This is a genomic window from Aliikangiella sp. G2MR2-5, assembly GCF_015687155.1.
Lineage (GTDB): Bacteria > Pseudomonadota > Gammaproteobacteria > Enterobacterales > Kangiellaceae > Aliikangiella.
The window spans coordinates 314,976-339,182 of record NZ_JADPQF010000005.1 but is presented as its reverse complement, the minus strand read 5'-3'; the positions used below and the strand labels follow the sequence as shown (position 1 = coordinate 339,182).

The 24,207-nt window shown below is 40.2% G+C and carries 23 protein-coding genes; 9 read left to right on the top strand and 14 right to left on the bottom strand.

Annotated elements, in window-relative coordinates:
- Positions 1 to 93 precede the first annotated feature (93 nt).
- Positions 94 to 837, top strand: coding sequence for a helix-turn-helix domain-containing protein (locus tag IYN84_RS16810; protein WP_196140408.1), 744 nt, complete (start codon positions 94 to 96; stop codon positions 835 to 837).
- 26 nt (positions 838 to 863) lie between these two features.
- Here IYN84_RS16810 and IYN84_RS16805 read toward each other — a convergent pair whose 3' ends face one another.
- From IYN84_RS16805 to IYN84_RS16785, 5 genes are all read right to left on the bottom strand, one after another.
- Positions 864 to 1,160, bottom strand: coding sequence for a hypothetical protein (locus IYN84_RS16805; RefSeq protein ID WP_196140407.1), 297 nt, complete (start codon positions 1,158 to 1,160; stop codon positions 864 to 866).
- A 260-nt stretch (positions 1,161 to 1,420) separates the two neighbouring features.
- Positions 1,421 to 2,176, bottom strand: a complete 756-nt coding sequence (bla, locus tag IYN84_RS16800) for a subclass B1 metallo-beta-lactamase (protein WP_196140406.1) — start codon at positions 2,174 to 2,176, stop codon at positions 1,421 to 1,423.
- Between the two features lie 4 nt (positions 2,177 to 2,180).
- Entirely contained in the window at positions 2,181 to 2,546 is a 366-nt protein-coding gene (locus IYN84_RS16795; RefSeq protein ID WP_196140405.1) for a cupin domain-containing protein, read from the bottom strand.
- A 62-nt stretch (positions 2,547 to 2,608) separates the two neighbouring features.
- The gene (locus tag IYN84_RS16790) at positions 2,609 to 3,217 is read right to left on the bottom strand and encodes a hypothetical protein (RefSeq protein ID WP_196140404.1); all 609 of its coding nucleotides are present in this window, start codon (positions 3,215 to 3,217) and stop codon (positions 2,609 to 2,611) included.
- A gap of 32 nt (positions 3,218 to 3,249) precedes the next feature.
- A complete protein-coding gene (locus IYN84_RS16785; RefSeq protein WP_196140403.1) occupies positions 3,250 to 3,822 on the bottom strand; it encodes a GNAT family N-acetyltransferase in 573 nt (190 codons plus the stop codon).
- A 260-nt stretch (positions 3,823 to 4,082) separates the two neighbouring features.
- Between IYN84_RS16785 and htpX the strand changes: the two genes are divergently transcribed.
- On the top strand, positions 4,083 to 4,949 hold the full coding sequence (gene htpX / locus IYN84_RS16780; RefSeq protein ID WP_196140402.1) for a protease HtpX: 867 nt from the start codon (positions 4,083 to 4,085) through the stop codon (positions 4,947 to 4,949).
- A 382-nt stretch (positions 4,950 to 5,331) separates the two neighbouring features.
- Positions 5,332 to 5,736, top strand: coding sequence for a DUF3718 domain-containing protein (locus IYN84_RS16775; protein ID WP_196140401.1), 405 nt, complete (start codon positions 5,332 to 5,334; stop codon positions 5,734 to 5,736).
- Between the two features lie 287 nt (positions 5,737 to 6,023).
- Here the strand turns inward: IYN84_RS16775 and IYN84_RS16770 are convergent, their stop codons facing one another.
- On the bottom strand, positions 6,024 to 7,469 hold the full coding sequence (locus IYN84_RS16770) for a PLP-dependent aminotransferase family protein (protein WP_196140400.1): 1,446 nt from the start codon (positions 7,467 to 7,469) through the stop codon (positions 6,024 to 6,026).
- A 226-nt stretch (positions 7,470 to 7,695) separates the two neighbouring features.
- On the opposite strand from IYN84_RS16770, the gene IYN84_RS16765 reads away from it, so the two are divergent.
- Positions 7,696 to 8,667 (top strand): DMT family transporter, encoded by a 972-nt coding sequence (locus IYN84_RS16765; RefSeq protein ID WP_196140399.1) that lies wholly within the window; start codon positions 7,696 to 7,698, stop codon positions 8,665 to 8,667.
- A gap of 112 nt (positions 8,668 to 8,779) precedes the next feature.
- On the opposite strand, the gene IYN84_RS16760 is transcribed toward IYN84_RS16765, so the two are convergent.
- Positions 8,780 to 10,135 carry a serine hydrolase gene (locus tag IYN84_RS16760; RefSeq protein WP_196140398.1) on the bottom strand — a complete coding sequence of 452 codons (1,356 nt, stop codon included), beginning with the start codon at positions 10,133 to 10,135 and terminating at the stop codon, positions 8,780 to 8,782.
- Positions 10,136 to 10,511: 376 nt separating this feature from the next.
- Between IYN84_RS16760 and IYN84_RS16755 the strand changes: the two genes are divergently transcribed.
- Together IYN84_RS16755 and IYN84_RS16750 are read left to right on the top strand one after the other, a co-directional pair.
- Positions 10,512 to 10,904, top strand: a complete 393-nt coding sequence (locus tag IYN84_RS16755) for a BlaI/MecI/CopY family transcriptional regulator (protein WP_196140397.1) — start codon at positions 10,512 to 10,514, stop codon at positions 10,902 to 10,904.
- Complete coding sequence (locus tag IYN84_RS16750) at positions 10,897 to 12,327, top strand: M23/M56 family metallopeptidase (protein ID WP_196140396.1); 1,431 nt, start codon at positions 10,897 to 10,899, stop codon at positions 12,325 to 12,327. Before IYN84_RS16755 ends, IYN84_RS16750 begins: the two co-directional genes overlap by 8 nt.
- Before the next feature lie 436 nt (positions 12,328 to 12,763).
- Here IYN84_RS16750 and IYN84_RS16745 read toward each other — a convergent pair whose 3' ends face one another.
- The 5 genes from IYN84_RS16745 to IYN84_RS16725 form a co-directional block, all read right to left on the bottom strand.
- Positions 12,764 to 13,744, bottom strand: coding sequence for a BsuPI-related putative proteinase inhibitor (locus tag IYN84_RS16745; protein ID WP_196140395.1), 981 nt, complete (start codon positions 13,742 to 13,744; stop codon positions 12,764 to 12,766).
- 357 nt (positions 13,745 to 14,101) lie between these two features.
- Positions 14,102 to 16,024, bottom strand: coding sequence for an adenylate/guanylate cyclase domain-containing protein (locus IYN84_RS16740; RefSeq protein WP_210330635.1), 1,923 nt, complete (start codon positions 16,022 to 16,024; stop codon positions 14,102 to 14,104).
- Between the two features lie 4 nt (positions 16,025 to 16,028).
- Positions 16,029 to 16,676 (bottom strand): methylamine utilization protein, encoded by a 648-nt coding sequence (locus IYN84_RS16735; protein WP_196140393.1) that lies wholly within the window; start codon positions 16,674 to 16,676, stop codon positions 16,029 to 16,031.
- Positions 16,677 to 16,690: 14 nt separating this feature from the next.
- Positions 16,691 to 17,587 carry a hypothetical protein gene (locus tag IYN84_RS16730; RefSeq protein ID WP_210330633.1) on the bottom strand — a complete coding sequence of 299 codons (897 nt, stop codon included), beginning with the start codon at positions 17,585 to 17,587 and terminating at the stop codon, positions 16,691 to 16,693.
- Between the two features lie 131 nt (positions 17,588 to 17,718).
- The gene (locus IYN84_RS16725) at positions 17,719 to 18,723 is read right to left on the bottom strand and encodes a GlxA family transcriptional regulator (RefSeq protein ID WP_196140391.1); all 1,005 of its coding nucleotides are present in this window, start codon (positions 18,721 to 18,723) and stop codon (positions 17,719 to 17,721) included.
- A gap of 127 nt (positions 18,724 to 18,850) precedes the next feature.
- On the opposite strand from IYN84_RS16725, the gene IYN84_RS16720 reads away from it, so the two are divergent.
- Positions 18,851 to 20,695, top strand: coding sequence for a beta-ketoacyl synthase (locus IYN84_RS16720; RefSeq protein WP_196140390.1), 1,845 nt, complete (start codon positions 18,851 to 18,853; stop codon positions 20,693 to 20,695).
- A gap of 60 nt (positions 20,696 to 20,755) precedes the next feature.
- Here IYN84_RS16720 and IYN84_RS16715 read toward each other — a convergent pair whose 3' ends face one another.
- Positions 20,756 to 21,472: a CPBP family intramembrane glutamic endopeptidase gene (locus IYN84_RS16715; RefSeq protein ID WP_196140389.1), complete on the bottom strand. Its 717-nt coding sequence runs from the start codon at positions 21,470 to 21,472 to the stop codon at positions 20,756 to 20,758.
- 329 nt (positions 21,473 to 21,801) lie between these two features.
- On the opposite strand from IYN84_RS16715, the gene IYN84_RS16710 reads away from it, so the two are divergent.
- Entirely contained in the window at positions 21,802 to 22,752 is a 951-nt protein-coding gene (locus IYN84_RS16710; protein ID WP_196140388.1) for a CorA family divalent cation transporter, read from the top strand.
- The gene (gene nhaA / locus IYN84_RS16705) at positions 22,752 to 23,936 is read left to right on the top strand and encodes a Na+/H+ antiporter NhaA (RefSeq protein WP_196140387.1); all 1,185 of its coding nucleotides are present in this window, start codon (positions 22,752 to 22,754) and stop codon (positions 23,934 to 23,936) included. The genes IYN84_RS16710 and nhaA overlap by 1 nt, the downstream gene beginning before the upstream one ends.
- Here nhaA and IYN84_RS16700 read toward each other — a convergent pair.
- Positions 23,933 to 24,181, bottom strand: a complete 249-nt coding sequence (locus IYN84_RS16700) for a Rho-binding antiterminator (protein WP_196140386.1) — start codon at positions 24,179 to 24,181, stop codon at positions 23,933 to 23,935. The genes nhaA and IYN84_RS16700 overlap by 4 nt on opposite strands.
- Positions 24,182 to 24,207: the final 26 nt, after the last annotated feature.

Sequence of the window (24,207 nt, the reverse complement as noted above, 5' to 3'; positions counted from 1 at the left end):
TACCCAAGTGTTATCGTTAGCCCCAGAGTGTTTGTCAGCAAATTATTGACAAAATATCGATTTTAGATTGAGTATGAATCAGGTGAAACTCAAGTGATTAAACAGGTACTGGAACAACTGGATTTTGAGGCACGGGAAGTCGACATTTATTGTGCGCTGCTTTCACTGGGAATGGCCTCAATCAGAGAGATCGCTGACAAAGCTCAGGTTAACCGGGGAACAACCCATGAGCTCTTGAAAGCCATGGTCAAGCGTGGCGTTGTTAGTTACGCCCCCAAAGGCAAGCGTCGACATTACCGGGCAGAAGATCCGGAAAAATTATTGTCACTGGCTTCTGAAAAGCAGGAAAGCTTGCGTCATGCATCCATTCAACTGGCCAATCAGGTGATTCCGGATCTGAACCGGTTAAAACACGGAACCGATGCAGCTAAAGTCAGCTACTTTGAAGGGGATGATGGTATTGAGCGGGTCTTGAAAGACATCCTCAAAACGGCGGAAAACAGTCCGGCCAAAAGCTATAACGTCTACTCTTCCCGAGCTATTCGTAAATACCTTTATCGCCCCTTTCCCAACTACACCATGCAGCGAGTAAAAAGAAACATTCGAGTAAAGGCGATAGCGATAGGCCCTGGTGGTGAAGAAGCGCCGTTATCAGAAAGAAAGTGGATAGACGATAAAAATTCCGGTGCCAACGCCAGTTATGTAGCAATTTACCCGCCGAAATGTGCGATGATTTCTTTGCAGGAAGGTAACTATCCGAGTGCGGTAGTTATTGAATCAGAAGCCATTAGCCAGGCACTTAATATTTCGTTTGAGACTTTGTGGCAATTGCTGTGATGCTTCGTCCCATTGGCATGTAAAAATTAAGATTGCCACCACTTATATTTCACTTCTAGCGGCCCCAGATAAGCGGAGATTAGTGAAAGAGGAACAAATACAGTTGTCAACACTAATAAGCTCATTGTGATACTAAGAAACGACATAAGATGTATCGCTAACAAACCTATTACCAGGGTTTCAAAACAAGCATAAACTCCAGCAAACCCCCAGTGAAAGCCAATTGTTTCACCACAGCAGATACAACGAGGACGTAACATTAACGCAAGTTTTGAGATATACAAACCTTTCTTTTTACACTTGGGACATTTTCGTTTCATCATATTTTTCGCTACAAGACTTGCTTAAATCCAAGTTCATTTTTTTAACTTACTGAGAAGCGCTTTTTCTAACGGGTGAACAGTTGCTTTTTCGTACCAGTGTTAAACACTAGTTTAAATACTGCCCACGCTTTTTCAGAATTAAAACCAACGCAAATATTTTAACTTTCCTTATTTCTATCGACCATAATTTTCCACACAATGACACGGGATTAGCTAAAATAAAACTCAAACCATACGCGCTTTACACTAAACAATTTGTACTATTTGCTATTTTTAACTAATTCTTTTGTATGTTTCAATAGCCTTAGATCGCCAACCCCCCCATGCCCCGGCACAACAATTTCGACATCTTGGTACTTATCAATCACTTTTGAAACAGATGCAGGCCAGGATTCAATTACCGCCTCTTTGGTATTGCCCAAAGTTGTAGCCTTAAGACTACGCACAAAGCATCCACCAAAAAGCGTTTTACTGTCAGCATGCCAAACCACAAGATTATCAATGCTATGTCCACCACCGGGATAAAACACCTCAAGTCCGCCCTCAAACAAAGAGCTTGAATTTTCATCAATTGAATTGGATGCGACAACCTTACCTTTCTTTTTCAATATTGAATTTGTTAAAGCTGATGCATAAGTAGGAATTGAGTGATCATTGAGCCACTCAATTCCAGCAGTTGTGTCTTCATGAGAATGAGTAGATAAACTACCGACCAGCTTGGCCCCTATTTTCTCTATCCATTCAACCAGACGAGCGGTATCTGTCGAGGACCACGGGGTATCAATTAGAAAAGCCTTATCGTCTTCGAATATTATCAAACCATTAGAACCTACCACACCCCATCCTTCAACCTTGCTAAATGATTCATGCAAGAAGACATTTTTCGCGAGTGGTTTTATTTCCATCGCAGGTAACGCTTCGTTTGACGATTTAACTGACTCGGTAGACTCCGCTCTAATTTCTGTTGTTAAAATAAATCCTGACAATAAAATTAAAAGAGATAATTTGCTAGCCATAGGTTTAAATCCAGACATCATTCTGCGCGGTCAAATCGCCACCACTATCACCGGTATTGACAACCCCTTTGGGTTCTACGATTAGAATCTCACATTCCTGATTGGCAACCGGTTTATGTTCTTTTCCTTTAGGTACTACATACATTTCACCGGCCTTAATAGTCACCTGTCCATCACGAAACTCAATAATCAGCTCACCTTCAATAACAATAAAAACCTCGTCAGTATCAGGATGGTCATGCCAGACAAACTCACCTTCCACCTTAACCAGCTTAAACTGGTAGTCATTCATCTCGGCGATGACTTTTGGTGTCCAGTGTTCGCTAAATTTTGAGAACTTATCTTTAAAATTGATAGCTTTTTCACTCATAAATCATTCCAGTAAATATATAGTTTAACCATTCATTCTTTTTCAACTCGTCTAAAAATACACTACAAGTTATCCAGTGCGTTTTTTAAGTTTTTTCGAGCAGCCGTTTCTAATTTCTTCTGAAAGAAAGGAGTTGAATAAATATTACTCATCTCAAGAAAGGAGCGAAGTAATTTTTTCCTGCCTCGTTGAAATAGAAAACCTGGAACAGAGCGATACTCTTCTCGAATCCAGCTTTCATAATTAGAATATAGTTCGGCGTCGGCACCAAGGATACTCAGATCAATATCAATCATATATTGTTCATCAAGACTCTCAGGTTTTGATGGATGCCTGGTGATCAATATTAGCCGTTTAACTGAGTCGACAACTTCCAATTCACCGAGTCGCGACAAGGCTTTCTCAGCATATTCGGCGCTTTTTTCTTCATTATCTGAAGCATAAGGATTGTAAATCACATCGTGAAACCAAAATGCAATTTCGATTTCCCTTCTTTTTATTGTCTGTTCAACCTCGTCAAGATGCCTGAGACAGGCCTTAATATGCTCAATATTATGATAGTGCCTTGATGGTTGCGAATAATGCTTTATTAAGTTATCGAATTCATCTCGCACAACTTTTGAATCGGAATTTGTAAAAAGTTCACACCATCGGTCAAAGAGTTCCTTCATAAAATCTGCTCTATATTTCTACCTTGAACTAACTACCTGGATTTCCAGTCTTCTTTTAACAGGCCATAATCATACTGATCAGTCCATCGCTCACCAATTTTAAAGTGCTTTTTAAAATGCGCTTCTCTGACCATCCCTAATTTTTCCATCACCCTGTAAGACGCTGTATTTCTTGGATCGCATTTAGCAACAACCTTAAACAGCCCCAGTTCAGCAAACAAATAATCAATCAATAATCGACACCCTTTTGTCGCCAGTCCTTTTCCTCCAGCTTGCGGGGCAATACGATAACCAATTTCGGCGCGCAAGTTTACTTCATCTTCGATTCGAAAGACGATTTCTCCAAGCGCTTTGTCATTTTCAACTTCAGTCACAACCAGTCCGTTCCACCTGCCCTCTGACAACTCCCATGGCGAACAGTGTTGTTCAACTAATGTCCGGATCTGTTCGTCACTTTCAGGTGGCCTGATATACTGACAGCTAGCTTCATCCTGTCGATATGCTTTAATCGCATCAAAATCAGATATGCAACAGGGGCGCAAAAGCAGGTTTTCGCCTTGTAAGGAAGGTATAGGCCATTCTTTCCCAAAAGCTTCTTTGAACATATTTTCTTCCACTAACCACTCGGGTTGATATTTTGAAAACTATCATACTTGAAACAGACATTCTGTCGAATTTAATTATTTTGATTTAATTAACATTTGCACAAAAATACATCCAGAAGGTTATAACCCAGCGATTTAACAAGAATTGTTACAAATTCAAGAAGAGAGAAATCTTGTTTTTGTAAAACCCTCCCCCATCTTTAAGTAGGATTAATTATCTTTCAAGACTATCACTTATTTGAGGTACCAAGACAAAAACGATGAAACGAGTCTTTCTATTTCTAGCGACAAACCTGGCAATTATTGCCGTTCTCAGTGTTGTACTAAGTATCCTTGGCCCGGCGCTAGGCGTTGAGCAAGGAAGCTATGGAGGTCTACTCCTTTTTGCCGCTGTTTTTGGTTTTGGCGGAGCCTTTATTTCCCTCCTGCTATCGAAAACGATTGCCAAACATTCTGTAGGCGCTCAGGTGATTACCCAGCCAAGAAACACCACTGAATCCTGGCTTTTGGATACGGTTGCCAGACAAGCCAAAGCGGCGGGCATCGGTATGCCGGAGGTTGCCGTTTATCAATCGCCTGAAATGAATGCTTTCGCTACAGGCGCCAGTAAAAATAACTCGCTGGTAGCGGTTAGTACCGGTTTGCTTCAACAAATGAGTCAGCGTGAGGCAGAAGCAGTACTCGCGCATGAGGTTTCTCATATTGCTAATGGCGACATGGTTACCCTCACTCTGATACAGGGGGTGGTCAATACCTTTGTCATTTTTCTGGCTCGGGTTGTAGCAGGCATCATCAATAATGCATTACGTGGAAACAATAATCAGGGGGGTGGAGCAGGAGGATTTGCCTATTACGGTATCGTAATAGTGCTAGAAATGGTATTTGGTATCCTCGCCAGCATTATTGTAATGTGGTTTTCTCGACAAAGAGAATACCGTGCTGATGCTGGCGCAGCAAAAATAGAAGGTAATCAATCAATGATAGCCGCCCTTGAAAGACTAAGAGGTAATAAAGAGAGCCAACTTGACGGCACGCTAACAGCGTTCGGTATTGCCGGTAAGCGTTCCATGGCAGAATTATTTATGAGCCACCCTCCTCTGGAAAAACGAATTGCAGCATTAAAATAGTCCTGATATGACAGGAAGCCGACTGTGGACTTCCTGTCATCTTCTCTTTTATCGTCAATATGATATTTGTTTGCTCAAAGAGCGTTTACTTAACTTCTGCATCCGCATATCGCATGCCAACAGTCTGCTTACAAATAGACATAATTGTTCTTCAAAATCTTATCAATTGTTACACCAAGTAAACGGAGTAAACCTTTTTTTCATATCCCGATTCCGCCTATAGCATATTTTAGACTTTACTGATAAATCCAGCTGCAGCCTACAATCTCACAGTGATATAATTCTTTTCGCGGGGTCATCCAATAAAAAGTTTTCCAGTCGCTTTTTCAAAACTTCTATTGGGATCAGGATTAATCAAACTCAAAACGTAATGGAGATTATCATGAAATTCCAAAAGATTTCACTACTCGCTGTAGCTAGCCTACTTTCCGCTTCAACCATGGCCGGCAACTATGTTTTTGTACCAGCTGATGACTCAGTTGGTACCCAGATCTGCGTTGCAGCAGCTGAAAACAATGTCAGCAAATTAAAAGATAAGATAAGCAAAGTTCCAATAATCACCAAGTTTGAAAGCAAAAAACTATCTGTTATTGCGAAAAACCAGAATTGTAATGATGTAAACATTGTAAAGTTTGCTCAAATGTATGACGCAAATGATACAACCAAAGCTCTTGCTAAGTATCTTCACCGCACAGTTACAGTTCGTCAGGATATTACAAGCGTCGATAAAGCATTTCCAAAGGTTGCTAGCAACAAACCGCAGATAATAGTGATTAGCGGCAAATAGTTAGTTTAAGGCAGAAGTTATCTTGTAACTTCTGCCGCTAGTTAACCTACCAGTCATACGATTGTTGTACTTAGGTCGTTTTATCAACGAGCAGTTGATATTTGCGCATTGGTAATGTTTGAGCTTCCAGTCGCTCATTCAAAACCAGATGACCTACCGTCTGGCTCGTAATCGATGTTCAAATCATAACAACATCTGTTCGAGTCGAACGGCACTTTTGTTTGCTTACTTGAATTGAAATTTAAAGCCTACTTTCTGAACTTTTGTCCATCTTAAGAGTTCAGTCTTCAATGCTTTCTGAGTGAGCAGGCGATTTGACCAATGTCTATGATTGCTTGCTCTACTTTTTCAGTCCAGGGAAGGCCATAACTTATCCTTGCACATCGTTTATATTTTCCAGAAGCTGAGAAAAGTTGCCCGGGTGTAATACTGATACCAATTTCCACACACTTTCTAAACCATTCGATAGCATCATGCCCAGGCGGTAACTCAACCCAGACCACTCCCCCTCCTTGTGGTTTGGAAACACAACACCCGTGCGGGAAGTGTGCAGCAATCAAACTTAACATTCTTTCCTTATTTTGTTTAAGAACTTGCCTCAAACGTACTAAATTTCTATCAAAATCACCACTCCGCAAATATTCGGTCAAAACCATTTGATTCAATAACGATGAAGAACAGGAAAGCGCTCTTTTTAATCCCTTCGCTTTTTGCTCAAAGCGATGAGTGACGAGCCAGCCGATTCGATAACTGGGTGCAGCAGTTTTTGAAAAAGAACTACAGGTGATAACCAATCCCTTTTTCGAGTAAGCTTGCAGAGGCAGAATTTGATCTTCAGAAAAGGCTAGCTCTCCATAAACATCATCTTCAATTAATGGAATCTTTCGTTTTTCCACAATTTCCACCAACTTTCTACGCTTTTCTTCCGGCATGCAGGACCCTGTCGGATTGTTTATTAGTGAAGAGAAGATACAGGCTTTAACGTTATGTTTTGCTAATGAATCCTGCAAATCGTCAAGACATACACCAGATTCCGAACAAGAGGGTATTTCAAGAGCCATCATTCCAAAGTTTTCAATCAGCTCTAAAATTCCAAAATAGGTTGGTGACTCCACCGCTATAACATCGCCAGGTCCGGCAACACATTGCAGCGCTATGGCTAAGGCTTCCTGTGCACCGTTGGTTATCACAATATCACTTTGTTCAACTTCCACTCCCTGCTCCAAATAGCGCTGAGTTATTTGTCTTTTAAGAGGAGGAAAACCATCCATGGGACCATAAGCCATAGCCTTAGGTCCTGCTTGCGAGAGTATTCTGCGCATAATTCTGGATAACATCTTATCTGGAGAATGTGCCATAACCGGATGCGAAACCCCCAAAGGCAATACATTAGGTGAATGAACAGCTTCATAAGACTCTTCAATTAAAGTCTGGCATCTCACAGCAACCGGTCTTCTAGTAAAACTAGCTCTTTTGGGAGCGTTTATATCTAGCTGAGCAGCTTTGAGAAAAAAGCCAGATTTGGCTCGCGCTTCCACTTTGTTAAGCCGCTCAAGCTCAATATAGGCCTGCTTGACCGTAGGTACGCTGACATTTAACTGCCTACTTAGTTTGCGCAACGAAGGCAATTTATCTCCAGGCCTCAAGGTACCAGAAGTTTGCATGGCATCGACTAGCTCGATCACTTGTTGGTAGAGAAAGCTATCGCTTTGCTTATCAATTAGAACAGACATAACTTATCGCTATTAAACAATTTGATATTCACTACAGAAAACTATTTAGCAGGCCTTTAGAAACAGGGAGTTACATTGCTTACAACATATGCGTTTCATCCCCACTCAATCTGTACAGGTCACTTTTCATTTTTTCTGTATATGTTAGGTATACAGTTTTAACGTATATCATTATTGAAAGTCAAGTTTACGGTTACATGCCTTAACCGTAAGAGGAGTAATCTGGATGAAAAACACATTTCTCTACATTATTACAGTATTAATCTGGGGTTCTACCTGGTTAGCCATAGAGTATCAGCTAGGAGAAATCGCGGTTGAAATATCGCTGATCTATCGATTTGGACTCGCGGGAATACTGGTACTAGCGCTTAGTAAATTGGCAGGCCACTCAATCAAGTTTAGTTCGAAACAGCATGTTTATCTGGCTGCGTTGGGATTGTTCAATTTTTGCTTAAACTATGTCACATTGTATGAAGCGCAAAAACATCTGAGCTCAGCAATCACCTCAATTGTGTTTAGTATTCTTCTATTAATGAATATTGCCAACACTCGTTTGTTTTTTGGTAAACATATTCCGATAAAAACCTATCTGGGCGCGCTAATTGGCATCTCGGGTATTGTCGTACTCTTCTGGCCAGAAGTAATAAACTACAACCCTGGAGATAACACTCTGCTTGGATTAATCTTGGTATTAACAGGTTCTTTATCGGCATCTTTCGGCAATATGGTGAGTGTAAGGAACTCGAATCATGAATACCCTGTTCTTCAGTCTAGTGGTTGGGGCATGCTATACGGCACTCTGTTTCTACTAATATTTGCATGGATTAATGGCGCAGAATTCAAGCTGTCAAACGACCCTGACTATTGGATTTCTTTCAGCTATCTCACAATATTTGGAACGATTGTCGCATTTTATAGTTATTTTGTTTTACTGAAGAACATAGGTCCTGAAAAAGCCAGCTACAGCATAGTGCTATTCCCCGTTGTCGCGGTAATTTTAAGCACACTATTTGAAGGCTTTGAATGGACCTACTACACCGTAAGCGGCTTCGTATTGGTCGCATGCGGAAACTTACTGGTGCTAGTACCAAAAGAGAAGTTACTCAAAACGTTGGAACAATTTGAATGGTACTCGAAAAACAAAGAATTAACCTCGGAAGAATTGCTAGAAATTTCTCGTGCTAAACAATTGAGTTAATAAAACCAATTTCGGGGAAGTCATGTCTTGATTTAATTTGCCCCTATCCCCTTCCCCGCAGCCAGAGGATCTCCAGTAGGCTGTCGGGGACTTTTTTTGAGGTTTATTTCGTCTATTTTGACACTTTTAAAGAATAGGGATACTTTCCTCCCCCCTGTTCTAATACGAAAGAAACACCCTGCTTTTCATTGTTAAAGCGCATCACAATACCCGCGGCTTCAAATTGAAAGACATTTTCAGCAGTAGCCGTTAGAGGAAATGCCCCCTGTCCCGTTGCTTGAGCGAAAAGCTTTCCATCCTGAATAAATACTGAAATATCCAGCGGAAGTGCTTCTGTCTCATATTCGCCAACTAATGCCGATAACTTATCTTGCGAAACATCGATTGGTTTGGCATCAAAATTCGGTAATTCGAATGGTAAACCGTAATAAATACTCAGCACACCGATCAGAACATTATTAAAATTATAGTTAACGCCATTCGCTGTAACCGAAATCGCCAATTTATCTTCAGGCAGATAGGCTGCGTTCGAAACAAAACCATCAATACCACCGCCATGACCAAAGGCCCGCTTTTCACCAAACGGAAACACTGTTAACCCTTTACCATAACCCTGCTCAATTTTTTTCATCGACTCGACAGACTTTTCGGTGAGTAATTTATTTTCAAGTAATGACGATAAAAATATTGTTAAATCTTCCGGCGTAGACACAACTGCACCAGCACCATGCGGAATACTCATATTCGTTTCACTTGACTCGAGCCATTTATCAGACTCAAATTGATAAGAGTATGCTTCGTTATTTTTGGATGAAATTTTGTCTCCGTAATATGTGTTTTTAAGACCAAGAGGTTTAACTACGTATTGCTGAAGAAGCTCAGAATATTCCTTCTTGCTCACCTTCTCGAGAATAAACCCTAACAAAACATAGTTTGTATTGGAATAGTCAAACTTTTCACCAGGACTAAATTCAGGTTCATAGCTTTCAAACTTCTTAATTAACTCGGCTTCGCTCTTAGGGTTGGTCATATAAGAGGTGTAATCCGATTCGTTAGTAAAATTAAAAATTCCAGAACGGTGTGAAAGTAGATGAGCAATAGTGATTTTATCTGCATTGGCGATTTGCGGATAAAACTCGGCAAGCTTGTTGTCGAGAGATAACTTTCCTTGCTCAATCATTTTCATTGCAATAGTTGCAGTAAAAATCTTGCTAATCGACCCTACCCGAAACTTGGTATTTTTTTCAATCGACAAGTTATTCCTGACATCTCGAAATCCGATTTCATTTTGGTAAATTTCTTTACCATCAACCCTTAAATTAACACTCAACATTGCTTTGTTGTTTTTTTCTAGTGATTCGAGATATTTATCCAGTTTTTCACTATTAAAAGTATTGGCGCTTAAATTAAGGCTTGAAACCAAAAATACTCCCGCCAAGGATGAGAGCATTCTGAATCTATTTTTCATAAATTATTTTCCTTAAAATTAGAATCATATTTGTGTCACTGCAACACTCCATTTTAGACAGGCCAATAAAAGAGTAAAGCCTCAAAAAGTAACAATGTAATTCCCTACTATTGTTAGCACTTGTTACGCTAATTGTCGATTGTTCATTAATCAAAATTATGACAGGAAAGACTATCAGTATTCAGAATCTTTACTATCGAAGCACTAATTAAAGAGGCCTATCCTCAATAGCACATAAAATTATTGAGACTATTGAGACTATTGAGACTATTGAGACTATTGAGGCTATTGACACTATTGACAGTGTGCGACACTTGTCGCATACTGGCGACCTTGGTCAGTCGACAGCAATCAAAACTGGAAAGTGTACGATAAAATGGCACCTACAAATTCAAAATCAGCAAAGCCTTCTACTAACGAGCTTGCGATTCTCAAATCGCTTTGGCGTCAGTCTCCGATGAGCGCTCGAGAAGTTCACGAAACAACAGGCAGCTTGAAGTGGTCATTTTCATCGACACGAAAAACGCTGGAGCGAATGCTCCAAAAAGGGATGCTGACTCAGGAAGAGCTGCATGGTGTAAAAGTATTTAGTCCGGCAGTCAGCAAGGTCAAAACTCTTGCGTCCTTTGTAAAAGAACTGGCATTCCAGGTTCTGGAAGTCGATAAAGAACTGCCCGTATCGATGTTCGCCGATAGTAAACTACTTGACGATGGAGAGCTGAAAGAGCTGGAAATGCTACTGAATGAAAAGGAAGAAAGCGATGACTGATCAAGTTAGCATGCTTTCTGAACAGCTAGTGGTAGCCGCTTTTTATTCCATTATCGTGGCTACTCTAGCCTTTGTTACGGGTAAAATTCTGCTGAAGATAAAACCTCAGCTGGCTAGCTGGAAAGCGCTATGGTTAGCATTGACCGGCTTTGCTCATCTTCCTTTCATTATTTCATTTTTTCCCAGACCAGCTTCCTATTGGCCTGTTTTTGATCTTTCATCACTCCAGTCAATGGAACAAACAGCGAGTGTAAATCTGATAGAAGTTACTGAATTGATTGCATCCGTTAGCTCGCCAATTCAAACTCGCAACCTCATTATTGGCTTATTTGCAATTTATTGTCTGGGTCTTATTTACCATCTTGTACAGTTTGTTGGACGTTGCTATCGAATGAACCAGCTTTTGCGGCAATCAGAAAGTCTTCAACAGGGAGCGGATAGACTGTCTAAAAGAAATTATGATTTTCTAAGTAAACTTCAGAGACAGTGTAAATTAGAAGTTAGACTAAATAATCAAGTTACGACTCCGTTTATATCGCAAACTTATAGAACAACATTAGTGATTCCTTATTCAACGCTCAATGAATTAAACAACCTGCAACTTCGTCTGGTAGTTCGTCATGAATGGCACCATAAAAAGAGTAATGATGGACGATTACAATGGCTATTCCAGATATTATTGTGCTTTAACTGGTTTAATCCTTTTTGCCGCTCGCTAGTTAGACTATCTAACTGGGCAATTGAAGCAAGTTGCGATGAAAAAGTATTGAATAATAAAACGAATTTGCGGAGGACCTACGCACTCGCAATGCTAAAGATCCTCCGCCGATCTGCAACCGACCTTTCTCACCAACCGGTTGCAGCCTTCTCATCACAATCAAATAGGAGTATTACAATGAGAATAAACCATATAATGGATCCTTCAGCGAAAGGCTTCAAGTCTTTTTTGAGTCGATTGACTCTCTTTTCTGCAAGTGCAGCTTTTTCCCTTGCCACCATTGCTGCGCAGCCAACCACTGAGGTAACCGGTGAACAGATACTAATCAATCCATTGCCAGAAGCCAAGCTGACTTCACCGTACGGAGAAAGAAATAAGTTTCATAAATTTCACAATGGAATGGACCTTGCTGCCGAAACTGGAACCCCAATACTGGCAGCAGCTTCTGGAAAGGTGATTATTTCAACCGAAAAACTGAAAGGTAAGACAAATTACGGCACAATCATAATACTTGACCATGGCAATGGTTTGCAGACAATCTACTCCCATCTCAGCAAACTTAATGTCAGGGAGGGCGAAACAGTCAAACAAGGCGAAGTCATCGGTCGTGTTGGCGCAACAGGTAAAGCAACCGGTCCACATTTGCACCTGGAAGTCCACCAGAACAGTAAAGCGGTTAACCCCGCTAACTTTATACGATTCTGATCAAATCTCTTCATTAACTTAGCCTCAAGTAGTCATTAACTTGAGGTTTCCTGCTTTTGTTTAAGCTTTCAGTTTTTTTAATTAACGGAGACCTGACGCAATTTTGGTTCCTGGAGACCATTATGGACATTTTACGAATATAAGAACTTTTTTTCTTCCGACAATATTCTGCTGGTTTTGCTTTACAACTCTTGGTACAGCAGAAATATTTGTCACTATCCCTGAAAAGAAATAACTGGATCTATCCTTTGATAGATGGCCTCAAGTCACTCTGAACGCAATAAAACAAGCCTATATTACTCATTTGTGGGAGAAAGCAATACTTGATAAACTATTAAAAAAGTAGTCATCATCAGTAGCAGGTCAGTAAAAAATAAAAATCTAAAAGCATCACAAAGGGAGCCCTCATAGGGGCTCCGATTTAAAGTAATTTCAACTAATTAAAAGCCGATACTTTTTGATCGATATATAAAGGAGATTCAGCAGCGAAAGGTATGGCTTCAAAAGCACTGGAAACTGGTTGGTTACTTCCCTTTAGCTCAACTCTTATTGTATAGCTGCCAACTTGCAAGGCTTTGCCATTCACATCCACCAGTTTAATCTGACCACCAAACTTATGGCTTGCTCCAGGTAAAATTTCTACACTCGTTAAGGCCGTCATAAAACGTCTATCAGCTGACCACTTGTTCACCACCTCTCCATTGATATCATGTATTTCAATATCAAACTGTTGAGAAGTGTTAAAATTAAAAACTTCTTTTTCTTTTGAATAGTTTGTAATCGTCAGATATGCACTAACGTATTCCTGAACATTAGATAGTGTTCGTCCAGATGGAAACTGACTAGAAACTTCAATTCCATCAAATAGCGGATAACTGATACCGTCAACCTGCGCTCGCACCATCTCGGTTGTCACAGGGCCAATGATTGATTGTTGGGCGTAAGCGACCAGTCCAATTCCAGGTGCAAAAGCAGCAGAAGCCAACCCCGCGTCATAACAATCACCGTTAAACACCAGTAATATCGAATTATCAAATGTACCCGCCTCGGTGACCGCTTGATATTGCTTATCTTCGATTCTCGCAGAGTTTGTACAGCCGTCAATATCAACCAGATACTCAGTACCAACCGCATGATTAAAGTCGACCAGCAATTGAGCTCCTCCTTCATTATTATACCAAAATATTTTCTGGCTATCCTTTGAACTCCAAATCCATTGTTCACTACGCCCCATATAATTAGAATACTTTTTCCAGTTATCTCCTGAAAAATCCGTTACTTCAACGACTATTTCTCGTTCGTTCACTTTAAAAACCTTATGGTCATTTACGGACATAGGTAAATATTCACTCGCCTGCGCGACAACTCCTGAACATATTAAACTTCCTGCGACTAAAGTCTTTTTCAAAGCATTCATTTTCTTCTCCAATTTTTCCATGTTTTTGAACTAAGGTTCGACCTAATTATTCGCGCATATGGAATATGAACAATTGAAAATATTTGAGACTACTCATTAGTTTTTCTTATCAATCGACACTCAGGCAAGATAAATTAAGATGTTGTGCATGACCCAACTTTTAGATTATCGCTTTATGATGCTTTTATTACAGAACACAGATAACGAATTTCACATCACATGAACAAAACTAGTTATTAACATAATCAGTGTTTTCTATAGAATATGAAAAGAAATTAAACAGAAAATATGAATAACGAAGAAATAGTTAAAACCAAATACTAGGTCACTTAATCCTGCCTACAATTTAATATCGTTCTATTTAAAGTCAAACTCGTATGTAAAATCCCAGGATTGACCAGGCGGGCGCAACTGGAGGGCTTCGATTCTCTGACGATATATTGATGGTAGATTTGAGCTATCAATTGACTTTAGCGTTTCTAGTGTTGCTAGTGCTTCATTCCAACATTGCTTACGATAAAGATGAATAAAATCATTTGTAACATCGACTACTCGACGACAATGACTAGAAAGGTTATTTTCTAAGCAAAGCGGTCGATAGATTTTAATCGGCTCGGACTTTCCTTTAACTTTAACCCAATCCAGCTCCTGAAATACCCAATCTTCTGCGCGTTTTTGAGTTATTTCACTGACAATTACGTCAACGCCGTAGAACTTTGTAAGCCCCTCTAGCCTGGAAGACAAGTTAACTGTGTCACCAATAACAGTATAATTTAAACGTGACGGAGATCCCATATTTCCGGCAACAACTCTTCCGCTACTAATTCCAATCCCAATATTTATAGTTAAATCACCGAATACATTTTGAGCATTTAATTTTTTTAGCTTGTCACTCATTAATCTGGCCGCAGCAATGGCATGACTAGCGCTTTCAGGATCATCATTTGGTGCACCAAACAGCGCCATAACGGCGTCACCAATATATTTGTCAATAAGCCCCTGACTTTCTTCTATTGCTTCACTCATAGCTGTAAGGTATATATTTAACATATTCAATATTTGTTTCGCAGAATAGCCTTCACAAATACTGGTAAAATTACGAATATCGGAAAAAAGAATTGAAACATCTTTTTCTTCTCCGCCAAGCTCAATATCCCTGCTCAATAATTCCTCAGCTATTTCAGTTGAGACAACTTTCCCCAGTAGATTTCTAACTTTTTCTTTCTCTTCCAATCCTCTGGCCATACTATTAAACGAATCGGCTAATTGGCCAATTTCATCTTTAAGATTAATCTCGATCCTTTCTGTGTAGTTGCCGAGTTTTATCTTGCTAGCCGACTCGGTTAATATTTTTACTGGATGTGTTACTTTCTTAGCCAACATCAAGCTAATAAGGAAAGAAATAACCACTGTTATTAAAAAGATATTAAGCAAGGTACTTTCCAGTCTCAAATAGGGTTTTAGTGACTCGTCAAGAGACCTTTGTAATACTGCAAATAGTTGACGATTTTCATCGACCGGCTGCGCAAGACTGACAAATAAATTCTGATTTAGCGAGATAGTCTGGATTTTTGACTTTGGTAACTCATTTTTAGTTATCTGATCAATCATTTCTATGAGCTTTAAATTGTCTCCTTGAATTGTTCCTGCTGTGACTCGCCATTTTCCCGGTTCAGCCTGGCCCACAAAGGAAATCTCACTTTGAACCAAAGTTTGAATATCCTCAGCTACACCTTGGTCAAAAGCAAAACCGAGCACAACCCATGCACTAATATCAGGAGCAAAATAAGGTACAACAATCAGTTGATAGGGTCTATTCTGGATCATTACAATACCGGTCGCTTCAGCATATTCATCTTTCTCCGCTTTTTGAATTAGTAGAGGCCATTTAAAGGGAACTCCAACTTCGCTGGAGTTCATAGAACTTGCAATGATATTTGATTCAAGATCTACCAGAAGCATTATTTCGGCTTCGACCAACCTGGCCAGATGGTTTTCCATTGCAGATAATATTGTCATGTGATCGCCAGAGTAAAATGCTGGCTTAAAGGCATAGTCCGCGGATAGTAACCTGGCATACTGAAAAAGATTTTGGGTTCTTTCATGAATGATGCGTGTAAATACCTCTGCACCAAGTTGTAGACTACGACTAATTTCAGTCTTGGCGTTTTCAATGTTAGCTTTTCTCACACTAAAATAGATTGCCGCCTGGATGAAGAATACGGTCAAGAGAATGAAAGATAACAAACGGGTCTGAAACTTCCGGAAACGAAACAGCATAGTTCTAATCGTAGCGATTACGTCGACGATTCTGGTTTCGACGAATTTTCACAACAGGCTTAATGACTACATCCCTGTTGATTTCAAGTGAATCTTCTCCACGCAGTGTGTAGCTCATATTTTTCAGATCCTCATTGAGCCCAGGATGCCAAATACTAAGCTTGTAGGTATCTTCAGGCAAACTTTCGAAACTTACTGTTCCTTCTCGATTGGTAAGCATCGTATAGGGTGAATCTGTCACATAAATATAGCCGCGCATCCAGTCATGAATGTTACAGCCAAGCACAACTACTCCCGGTTTCTCAAAATTAACGGATTCAGCAAGTACTCCTTCATATAGAGGGAGTTCAAACTGCTTTGCATCAGAAAACGAGTAGACGTGATGCTTTATATTATCCTTGTTGGGAAAATTGATATCCCCTCCTTGTATAACAATAACTATTCTGGGTACAAACTCCTTGTTGATCTGATCAATGACTTTATTTTGCGGAACAATTTTTACCTTATGATTCCTGGGCTCCAATTTCACAACAGCATTAGCAAGTGGTAACTCACCATTTTTTGTCAGTTTTATTCGAAGTTCTGCCGCGCTAGTAGTTCCTACTTGAAGAAAAATAGACAATAGAATCAATTTGGATAGCCGGATATTCATCTTTCTCCACATCATCAGAAATATTTTATAATTGTTAGTGAAATTTTCTTTCTTTTGTATTCATAACTTCCTAAATCCGAATTGATATTTGATGATTGATAACTAGCTCTAAAGGTATACTCGTCCGAAAGGATATAATCCCATTCAAGATTTAGTGATAACATTTTTCCATCCAGACGATAGGCATAGTATCCCTCCCCGATAGCGGTATCGGGCACTCTGGCGGTAACCAATTCAGGCATCCAGGAAGATGACATCACTGTTGATGTAATGTCTCCATCAGAATACTCTACGCCCATTGAAATCGAGTTTTTCTCGTTTAATGAAACCTGCGTATTAGCAGAGAGATGTTTTTGTGATACCGCGAAAGCATCAAAACTCAGAGTGTTCATTGGCGTAGTGGGCGCTTGAATATCCCCCTCAATATTATGCTTTGTATGATATTGACTAAACCCCAATGCAACACTGGTATCCCAGCGCTCATTCAGTCTTTTTTTCCAGAAAACGCGAATTGCAGTATCAATTCCATCTCGAATGTCAACATTGTAATTTTTATTCGAAAATGAAACGTCGACTCCAACAACGGGAACATAAGCTCCCATACCTATTTTCTTTTCAAGTTCAATTCCAGTGTTCAATACGACATGATCAAATGTAGACCAACTACTATATTGAGTATAATCGAGGCTAGCAAACCAATTGAAGAATAGTCCGTCATCCAGATAATGATATTGACCGTAGGTCAGCTCCAATTGATAAAGATTATCGGAAATTTCATTGTCGCTGGCATTAGAAATATTATCATTGCTAGATAGGGTTAGTTCCAAATCAATAAAGCTATCCCCAATGACGCGAAAAGAAATCGAGCTTAGCAAAAAAGTTGAAAAAGTTATTGCAATGGACTTGTTCAATATAGTGTCGTTCTTGTTGACGCCTCAAGCCAGACTAAATCCCCCTAAGTATAGATCATCAGAACACTCTCGCTAGCCAAGTTTCATTTGCCCGAGCGTCCAGTTCAGCTACCCACGCTATCAAATTTAGATTAATCCTGTGTCGAAGAAATGTTAAACAGCTTCCCTCTGACCATTTCTCTGTATTCTCTAGGAGTCAGTTTATTTTTTAATTTAAACTGGCGAGAAAAATATGCAGCATCCTTAAAGCCGACTCTATCAGCAATATCCTGATGACTTAAATTAGTTTCTTTTAGTAGTTCTCTTGCAGCTTCCATTTTTAGATCCAGCCCGTAAGCAAGAGCAGATTTACCAACCGCGGCTTTAAATCGCCGCGAGAAATTTCTCACGCTCATATTAGCTAATTCTGCCAGGGCATTTAGATTGAAATTTTGTGAGTAGTGCGATTGCATCCACTGTTGAACTTCGATGATCCCTTCATCTGGATGACGGGCTTCTCCAGTGCTATACCAGGGCTTATCATAGGTTCGATTAATTTCATGACTAAAATGCTGCTCAATCACCTGAGTCACTTCTTTTCCAAAGTAGGTTTCTATGAAATAGGTTGTTAAATCCACCAGAGCATTAATGCTTCCGCAACAGTATAGGCTTCCTGCCTGTGTGATAAAGTGATGTCGTTGGAGATTAACTCGTGGATATTTACGCTCAAAAGTATCAAAGTAGTACCAATGTGTCGTAGCCACTTTGTTATCGAGTAAACCTGCGCGCGCCAACAAGCCCACACCTGTACCAGTTGCAATAAGCTGAGTGCCCTCCTCATAACGCTGCCTGATCCACTGAATCAACTCGGGATTTCTATCGATAACAAAATCAGGTTTTCCCCATATCGGCGGCAAAAAAATACTGTCTGCCTTAGGTGCAGTTGCAAGGTCTAACTCAGGTAAAACTCTTAATCCCCTGGCAAAATCTATTGGAGTATTGGCTTGAGAAAGGGCTGAGACCACCTTGCACTGCCAGTTTTCCCTTTTGACACGATTAATTCTGGCAACCGAGTTTGCTGCGGAAATCATTTCCATAGGTAGGCTAAGACTGGTTGATAAAGCCCTGGGATAACAGATAAATAATGAAAGTGTCATAAAGCTATTGACAGAAAATGGCCATAATATACAATTTATTGGCAAAATTATCCTACTGCCTTTCTAATACGTCAAATAAAATATTCCGCCTGAATTAGATACTCTAGCCATTAAAGAAGTGAAGGTTATGCAAAAGTTACCTGTAATAGTTGGATTTGGCGGCATCAACGCCGCGGGAAGAAGCTCATTCCACCATGCTTATCGCCGCCTGGTTCATGAAGTAATGAAGGAAGAAGAGCTGGCGCCTATGTTCGAAGGCCTTTCCAAGCTGATGAAGCTGGAAGATGCCAATGACAGGCAGTATATGCTGGATCACACTTTGATCCGCAAGATAGAGTCTCAAACTTTTGATATCAACAACGTCAAGACTCACCGTAAAACCAGCATGAAAGCTGAAGGTGAGGCAATTAAATTTGAAACCCGAAAACGTCAACTACCGGAAACACTCCCTGAAAACTGGAAAGTTGAAGATCTTGGTGGTGGTAAGGTTAGTGTTACCGTCGAAGGTGAAATGGAAGTACTAACCCAGGATAGCTATAAAATTGCGGTCACCAGTGGAGCACAATTACCTACAGGCTTTGACCCTGCAGAATTCTATTCTTCACGTAACCAGCCGAAAGGTTTGCAACTGGCAGTATTTGGTGCTTCTGATGCACTTCACTCTATGGGACTGGACTGGGACACGGTGCTTGAGCACATCGAACCTGATGAAGTTTCAGTTTACGCGGCATCAGCGATTGGTCAGCTCGACGATTTCGGCGGTCGCGGACTGGCTCAGGCCGGACTGAAAGGCGGCCGCGTAACCTCTAAACAAATGCCACTGATGTTGACTCAAATGCCTGCAGACTTTGTTAATAGCTATATGATAAACAGCGTTGGCTCAACTGGCGCGAATATCGGTGCCTGTGCGACTTTCCTTTATAACCTGCGCCAAGGAATTGGTGATATCCAGGCCGGTCGCGCTCGTGTTGCTATTGTCGGTGGAGCTGAAGCGCCTATTGAACCGGAAGTGATCGAAGGATTTAAAGCCATGGGCGCTTTGGCGGAAGACGCACAAATTGCAGCCATTGATGGGACCGAAGAGTGTGATAACCGCAGGGCTAGCCGACCATTTGCAGAAAACGCCGGTTTCACCATTGGAGAAGCTGCCCAGTTCTTTATCCTGATGGATGACGAGTTAGCTCTGGAGCTGGGTGCGACTATTTACGGCGCAGTTCCCGATGTTTATGTCAACGCAGATGCGAACAAGAAATCAATCTCTTCACCCGGTGTTGGTAACTATTTGACCGTTGCCAAGTGTATGGCGCTGGCGAAAAATATTTTGGGAGAAGAAGGCGTCAAGCAAACTTATGCGTCCGCTCACGGCACCAGTACACCACAAAATCGAGTGACTGAATCTCATATTCTAAATGAAGTAGCCAAAGCTTTTAGCATTGAAAAATGGCCGGTCTGTGGTGTGAAGGCTTATCTTGGACACTCCCTTGGACCAGCAGGTGGCGATCAATTGGCTGCGGCTTTGGGCGTCTGGGAATATGGCTATATTCCTGGCATTAAAACGACTGAAAAACTGGCAGAAGACATTTACGACTCCAATCTGGAAATTTGTCTGGATCATAAGTTTGTCGGTGATAAGGGTGAGCAAATGAAAGGCGTCGTCCTTAACTCAAAAGGTTTCGGTGGTAACAATGCTTCCGGTCTAGTCCTGTCACCACATGTTGCTTTCGAAATGCTTGAGAAGAAATATGGTGCAGAACGTCTCGCAGATTATCGAGCAAAAAATGAATCCGTGAAAGCTACTGCAAAAGCTTATGATGAAGCCATTACCAAAGGCGATATCAATGTCATCTATCATTTTGGCACCGAAGTCATGCAGGGTGAAGATTTGAAGATTACCAGCGAAGGCATTTCTTTAGACAAATTCAAGAATCAATTAAACTTTGATACAGAAAACCCTTATTCTGAGTATTGCTAAGTTTTATCACATGTTAGAAAGGCACTGTAAAGTGCCTTTCTCTATCCTGTCCTTGAAAACCTATACTCTACCCAACAATGACATTGTATTAAGAACGCAATGCGCGATAATTAGAGGCCAAAGGTTTCGGCCAAAAGCCACATAACCAACCCCCATAGCAAGACCAATTAAACCTACTGTAACCGACCGTTCAGAAAGATCGTATGAATGCCGAAATCCAAATAGCATTGCTTGAAATAGCACAGCGATAATAGTTGCAAACCAAGTACTGGAAAACACACGCTCTACCCAATTAATGAGAAATCCTCTATCTAATAACTCTTCAAATGCCGATTGAACCCAAACAAACGGGATAATACTCAAAAAAAGTAACCAGTTTCCTGCCAATTCACCAAACTTGCTAGCAGCTTGTTGATCAGATTCATCAGCAGCCAGCTGCAAACCAAAATTGTCCTTTAAAATATTCAGTATCACCATTGAAACGATGGTGAATATTAATATGAAAATAGTTGCAGTTATCGCCTGTTTATAATTATCAGGATTTCGCAGACCGATTTCTTTCCAGGAAACATTCCTGATTCGCATAAAGAGCATGGCAGCAATCAAAGTCGTACTGGACCAGAACAAGCCGTTTGCAATAAAGTGGAACTCGGAAAAATATATTTCACGGATCAAAAACATTAAAGCAATATAAATTGTCAGGTCGAGCAAGAAATAAAGTGGAGATGGCTGCTTCTGAGTTAAATTTTCAGAAATCGCAGACGAGGTTATGTTCATTGAACTTCCTTGCTTTTATTATTTATGTATCTAGAACAGTTACGTTTCCCTAACTGAAAAATTCCATTCTATTCACGAAGCCTAAACAATAATACGAACCAATACAAGATAACAAATAAACATCGAAAGAAAATGAATGCTGAATCACTTAGATAATGGATCACTGAAATACAAGATCACTGAAATACAAGATCACTTAATCAAAAGCCCACTTTTTCAGCGGACGACCATAGCTCGACATTGATGCAATGCAAAATAAAAATTTAAAGCTACATCTGTCAAGATGTTATATATTCTAAGATAGTCATCAACAGTTTAGAAAGTACGCTATGCCAGCCTCTAAATCGTTTCTCATCACCAAAAATGAAAACAACCAGTTCGTTCCATCAGATATACCTGACACTTCCTCAGGTACAGACTATTGGTTTCATACAACCCGCGATGATAAATTTGATACAGCTTCAGATATGGGTGTCACACCAGGCGAATATGACGCCTTGTTCTCTGAAATAACTCGGCCTTATTTCCTGGCTATCGACAATAACGAGTTTCTACTTTTTCTAAAGGCCGTCAATCTAAACCCAAACAGCGATCCGGAGGATATGGTTTCGCTTCGTATTCTTTGTGATGGTAAACGAATCATTACCGTCATGAATCGACCAATTCAGGCTGTCAGGGAAGTCAGGGGGCTCACAGAATCGGACTCTGGCAATATTCAATCAGCATGCGATATTCTTATGCATCTAATTAAAAATGTAATTTTTAAAATCAATAAACAGGTAAAGAAGCTCATTGAAAAAATGGAAGCACTGGAAGAGCTTGAGGATAAAAATTCAGATATATCGAGTGAGCAAATTCATGACCTTAGACGCACTATTTCTCGCCTCAGTCGTTTTACATCGCCTCAGGTAGATTCTCTGAAAAAACTATCCGCGGCTCAACTTGACTGGAAAAACACCAGCGTTCAACAAGAACTTGAAGATACGGTAAATCAGATGAGTTACCTCAATGAAGAAATCGCACTTTTGAAAGAGCGAAGTGAAATACTCAATAACGAACTCAATAGTAAGATCAACAATAAGGTAAACCGCAACCTCTATGTTATTTCAATTATTTCTGTAATATTTCTCCCACTCTCTTTTATCACTGGTTTACTCGGAATTAATGTTGGTGGAATACCTGGAACCGACTCTGACATGGGATTTAGCTATGTGGTTATTATTTCCATTGTTATCTGTATTTTTCAAATAATTCTGCTTCGAATTTTCCGGTGGTTCTAGTGTCAAACCTGAAGAAATTTTTACAGACGGAAAGTCTCGCAGGCATACTACTAATTGTCTTTGCCGCTATAGCAATGATTGTAAAAAACTCAGACTTATCTGCTCTTTACCAAAATTTTTTGATGATGACTGTCGAGATTCGTGCCGATGCATTCTCAATTAACAAGCCCTTATTACTATGGATAAATGATGGTATTATGGCCATTTTCTTTTTTGTGGTTGGTCTGGAATTAAAAAGAGAGTTATTGGTTGGAAAACTTAAAGATCGAAAAACGCTACTACTACCAGCTATCGCAGCCCTTGGAGGTATAGTATTTCCAGCACTAATATACCTGGCATTCAATATCGATAACAATTTATCCGCACATGGCTGGGCAATTCCAACTGCAACAGATATAGCTTTTGCTCTCGGCGTATTAGCTCTTCTGGGGAGTCGAGTGCCGACCAGCTTGAAGCTTTTTCTTATGACTCTGGCAATTATCGATGACGTCGCAGGAATTTTGATTATTGCTTTTTTCTACTCCAACGAAATATCTTTTTCGGCATTAATGGCTTCAACTTTGGGTTTTGTGGGTCTATTTATCCTTAATCGATTAAATGTTAAACGGATAGCACCTTATCTTCTATTTGGAATTTTCATCTGGGTTTGTTTTTTAAAGTCAGGCGTCCACGCAACAATTGCAGGTGTCATCAATGCCTTCTTTATTCCAATTTATAGCGACTCGGAGCAACATGATGAAAATTCCCCATTAGACCACCTTCTGCATAACCTTCATCCCTATATAGCGCTTGGTGTATTACCGATATTTGCTTTTGCCAATGCGGGTGTCGATTTAAGTCAGGTGAAATTTAACAATGCATTTACCGATATTCCGGTTGGTATTTTTCTTGGCTTGTTTGTCGGAAAACAGCTTGGTGTATTTGCCTTTAGCTTTGCTGCAATCAAATTAAAACTGTCTTGCTTACCCGAGCGCGCAAGCTGGTTACAACTTTACGGCACCTCGGTGCTTTGTGGCATAGGTTTTACTATGAGTCTCTTTATCGCGTCTCTCGCATTTGAGCATGGTGGTGCAGGTGAGGCCAGAATTGACCGACTGGCTATTTTGTTAGGCTCTATCGCTTCAGCAATTGTTGGCTATCTAATTTTGTTTTTTAACCGCGTCGACACATCAAATTCTAGTTAAGCGAGCTTGATTTTTTCTCCCGTTCTTAAAAACTCTAATTGTTCGATATCCATTAAATCAATTTCCCGATTATCTTCAGCGACCTGAAGCATAAGCCATTCGCATTTATTTCGAGTATTTAAGTCTTTTGCTACTCCACTTAGTTCTGTCCCATCTTTTAGTAAAAGCTTAATCTTTGCCTGTTGAACACAAGCGCTTTCAAAGTAATCCTGCAACGAGCAGCGAATGATTTTATTTTTGGCCATAATACTTTTTGAATTGCATATCTTGC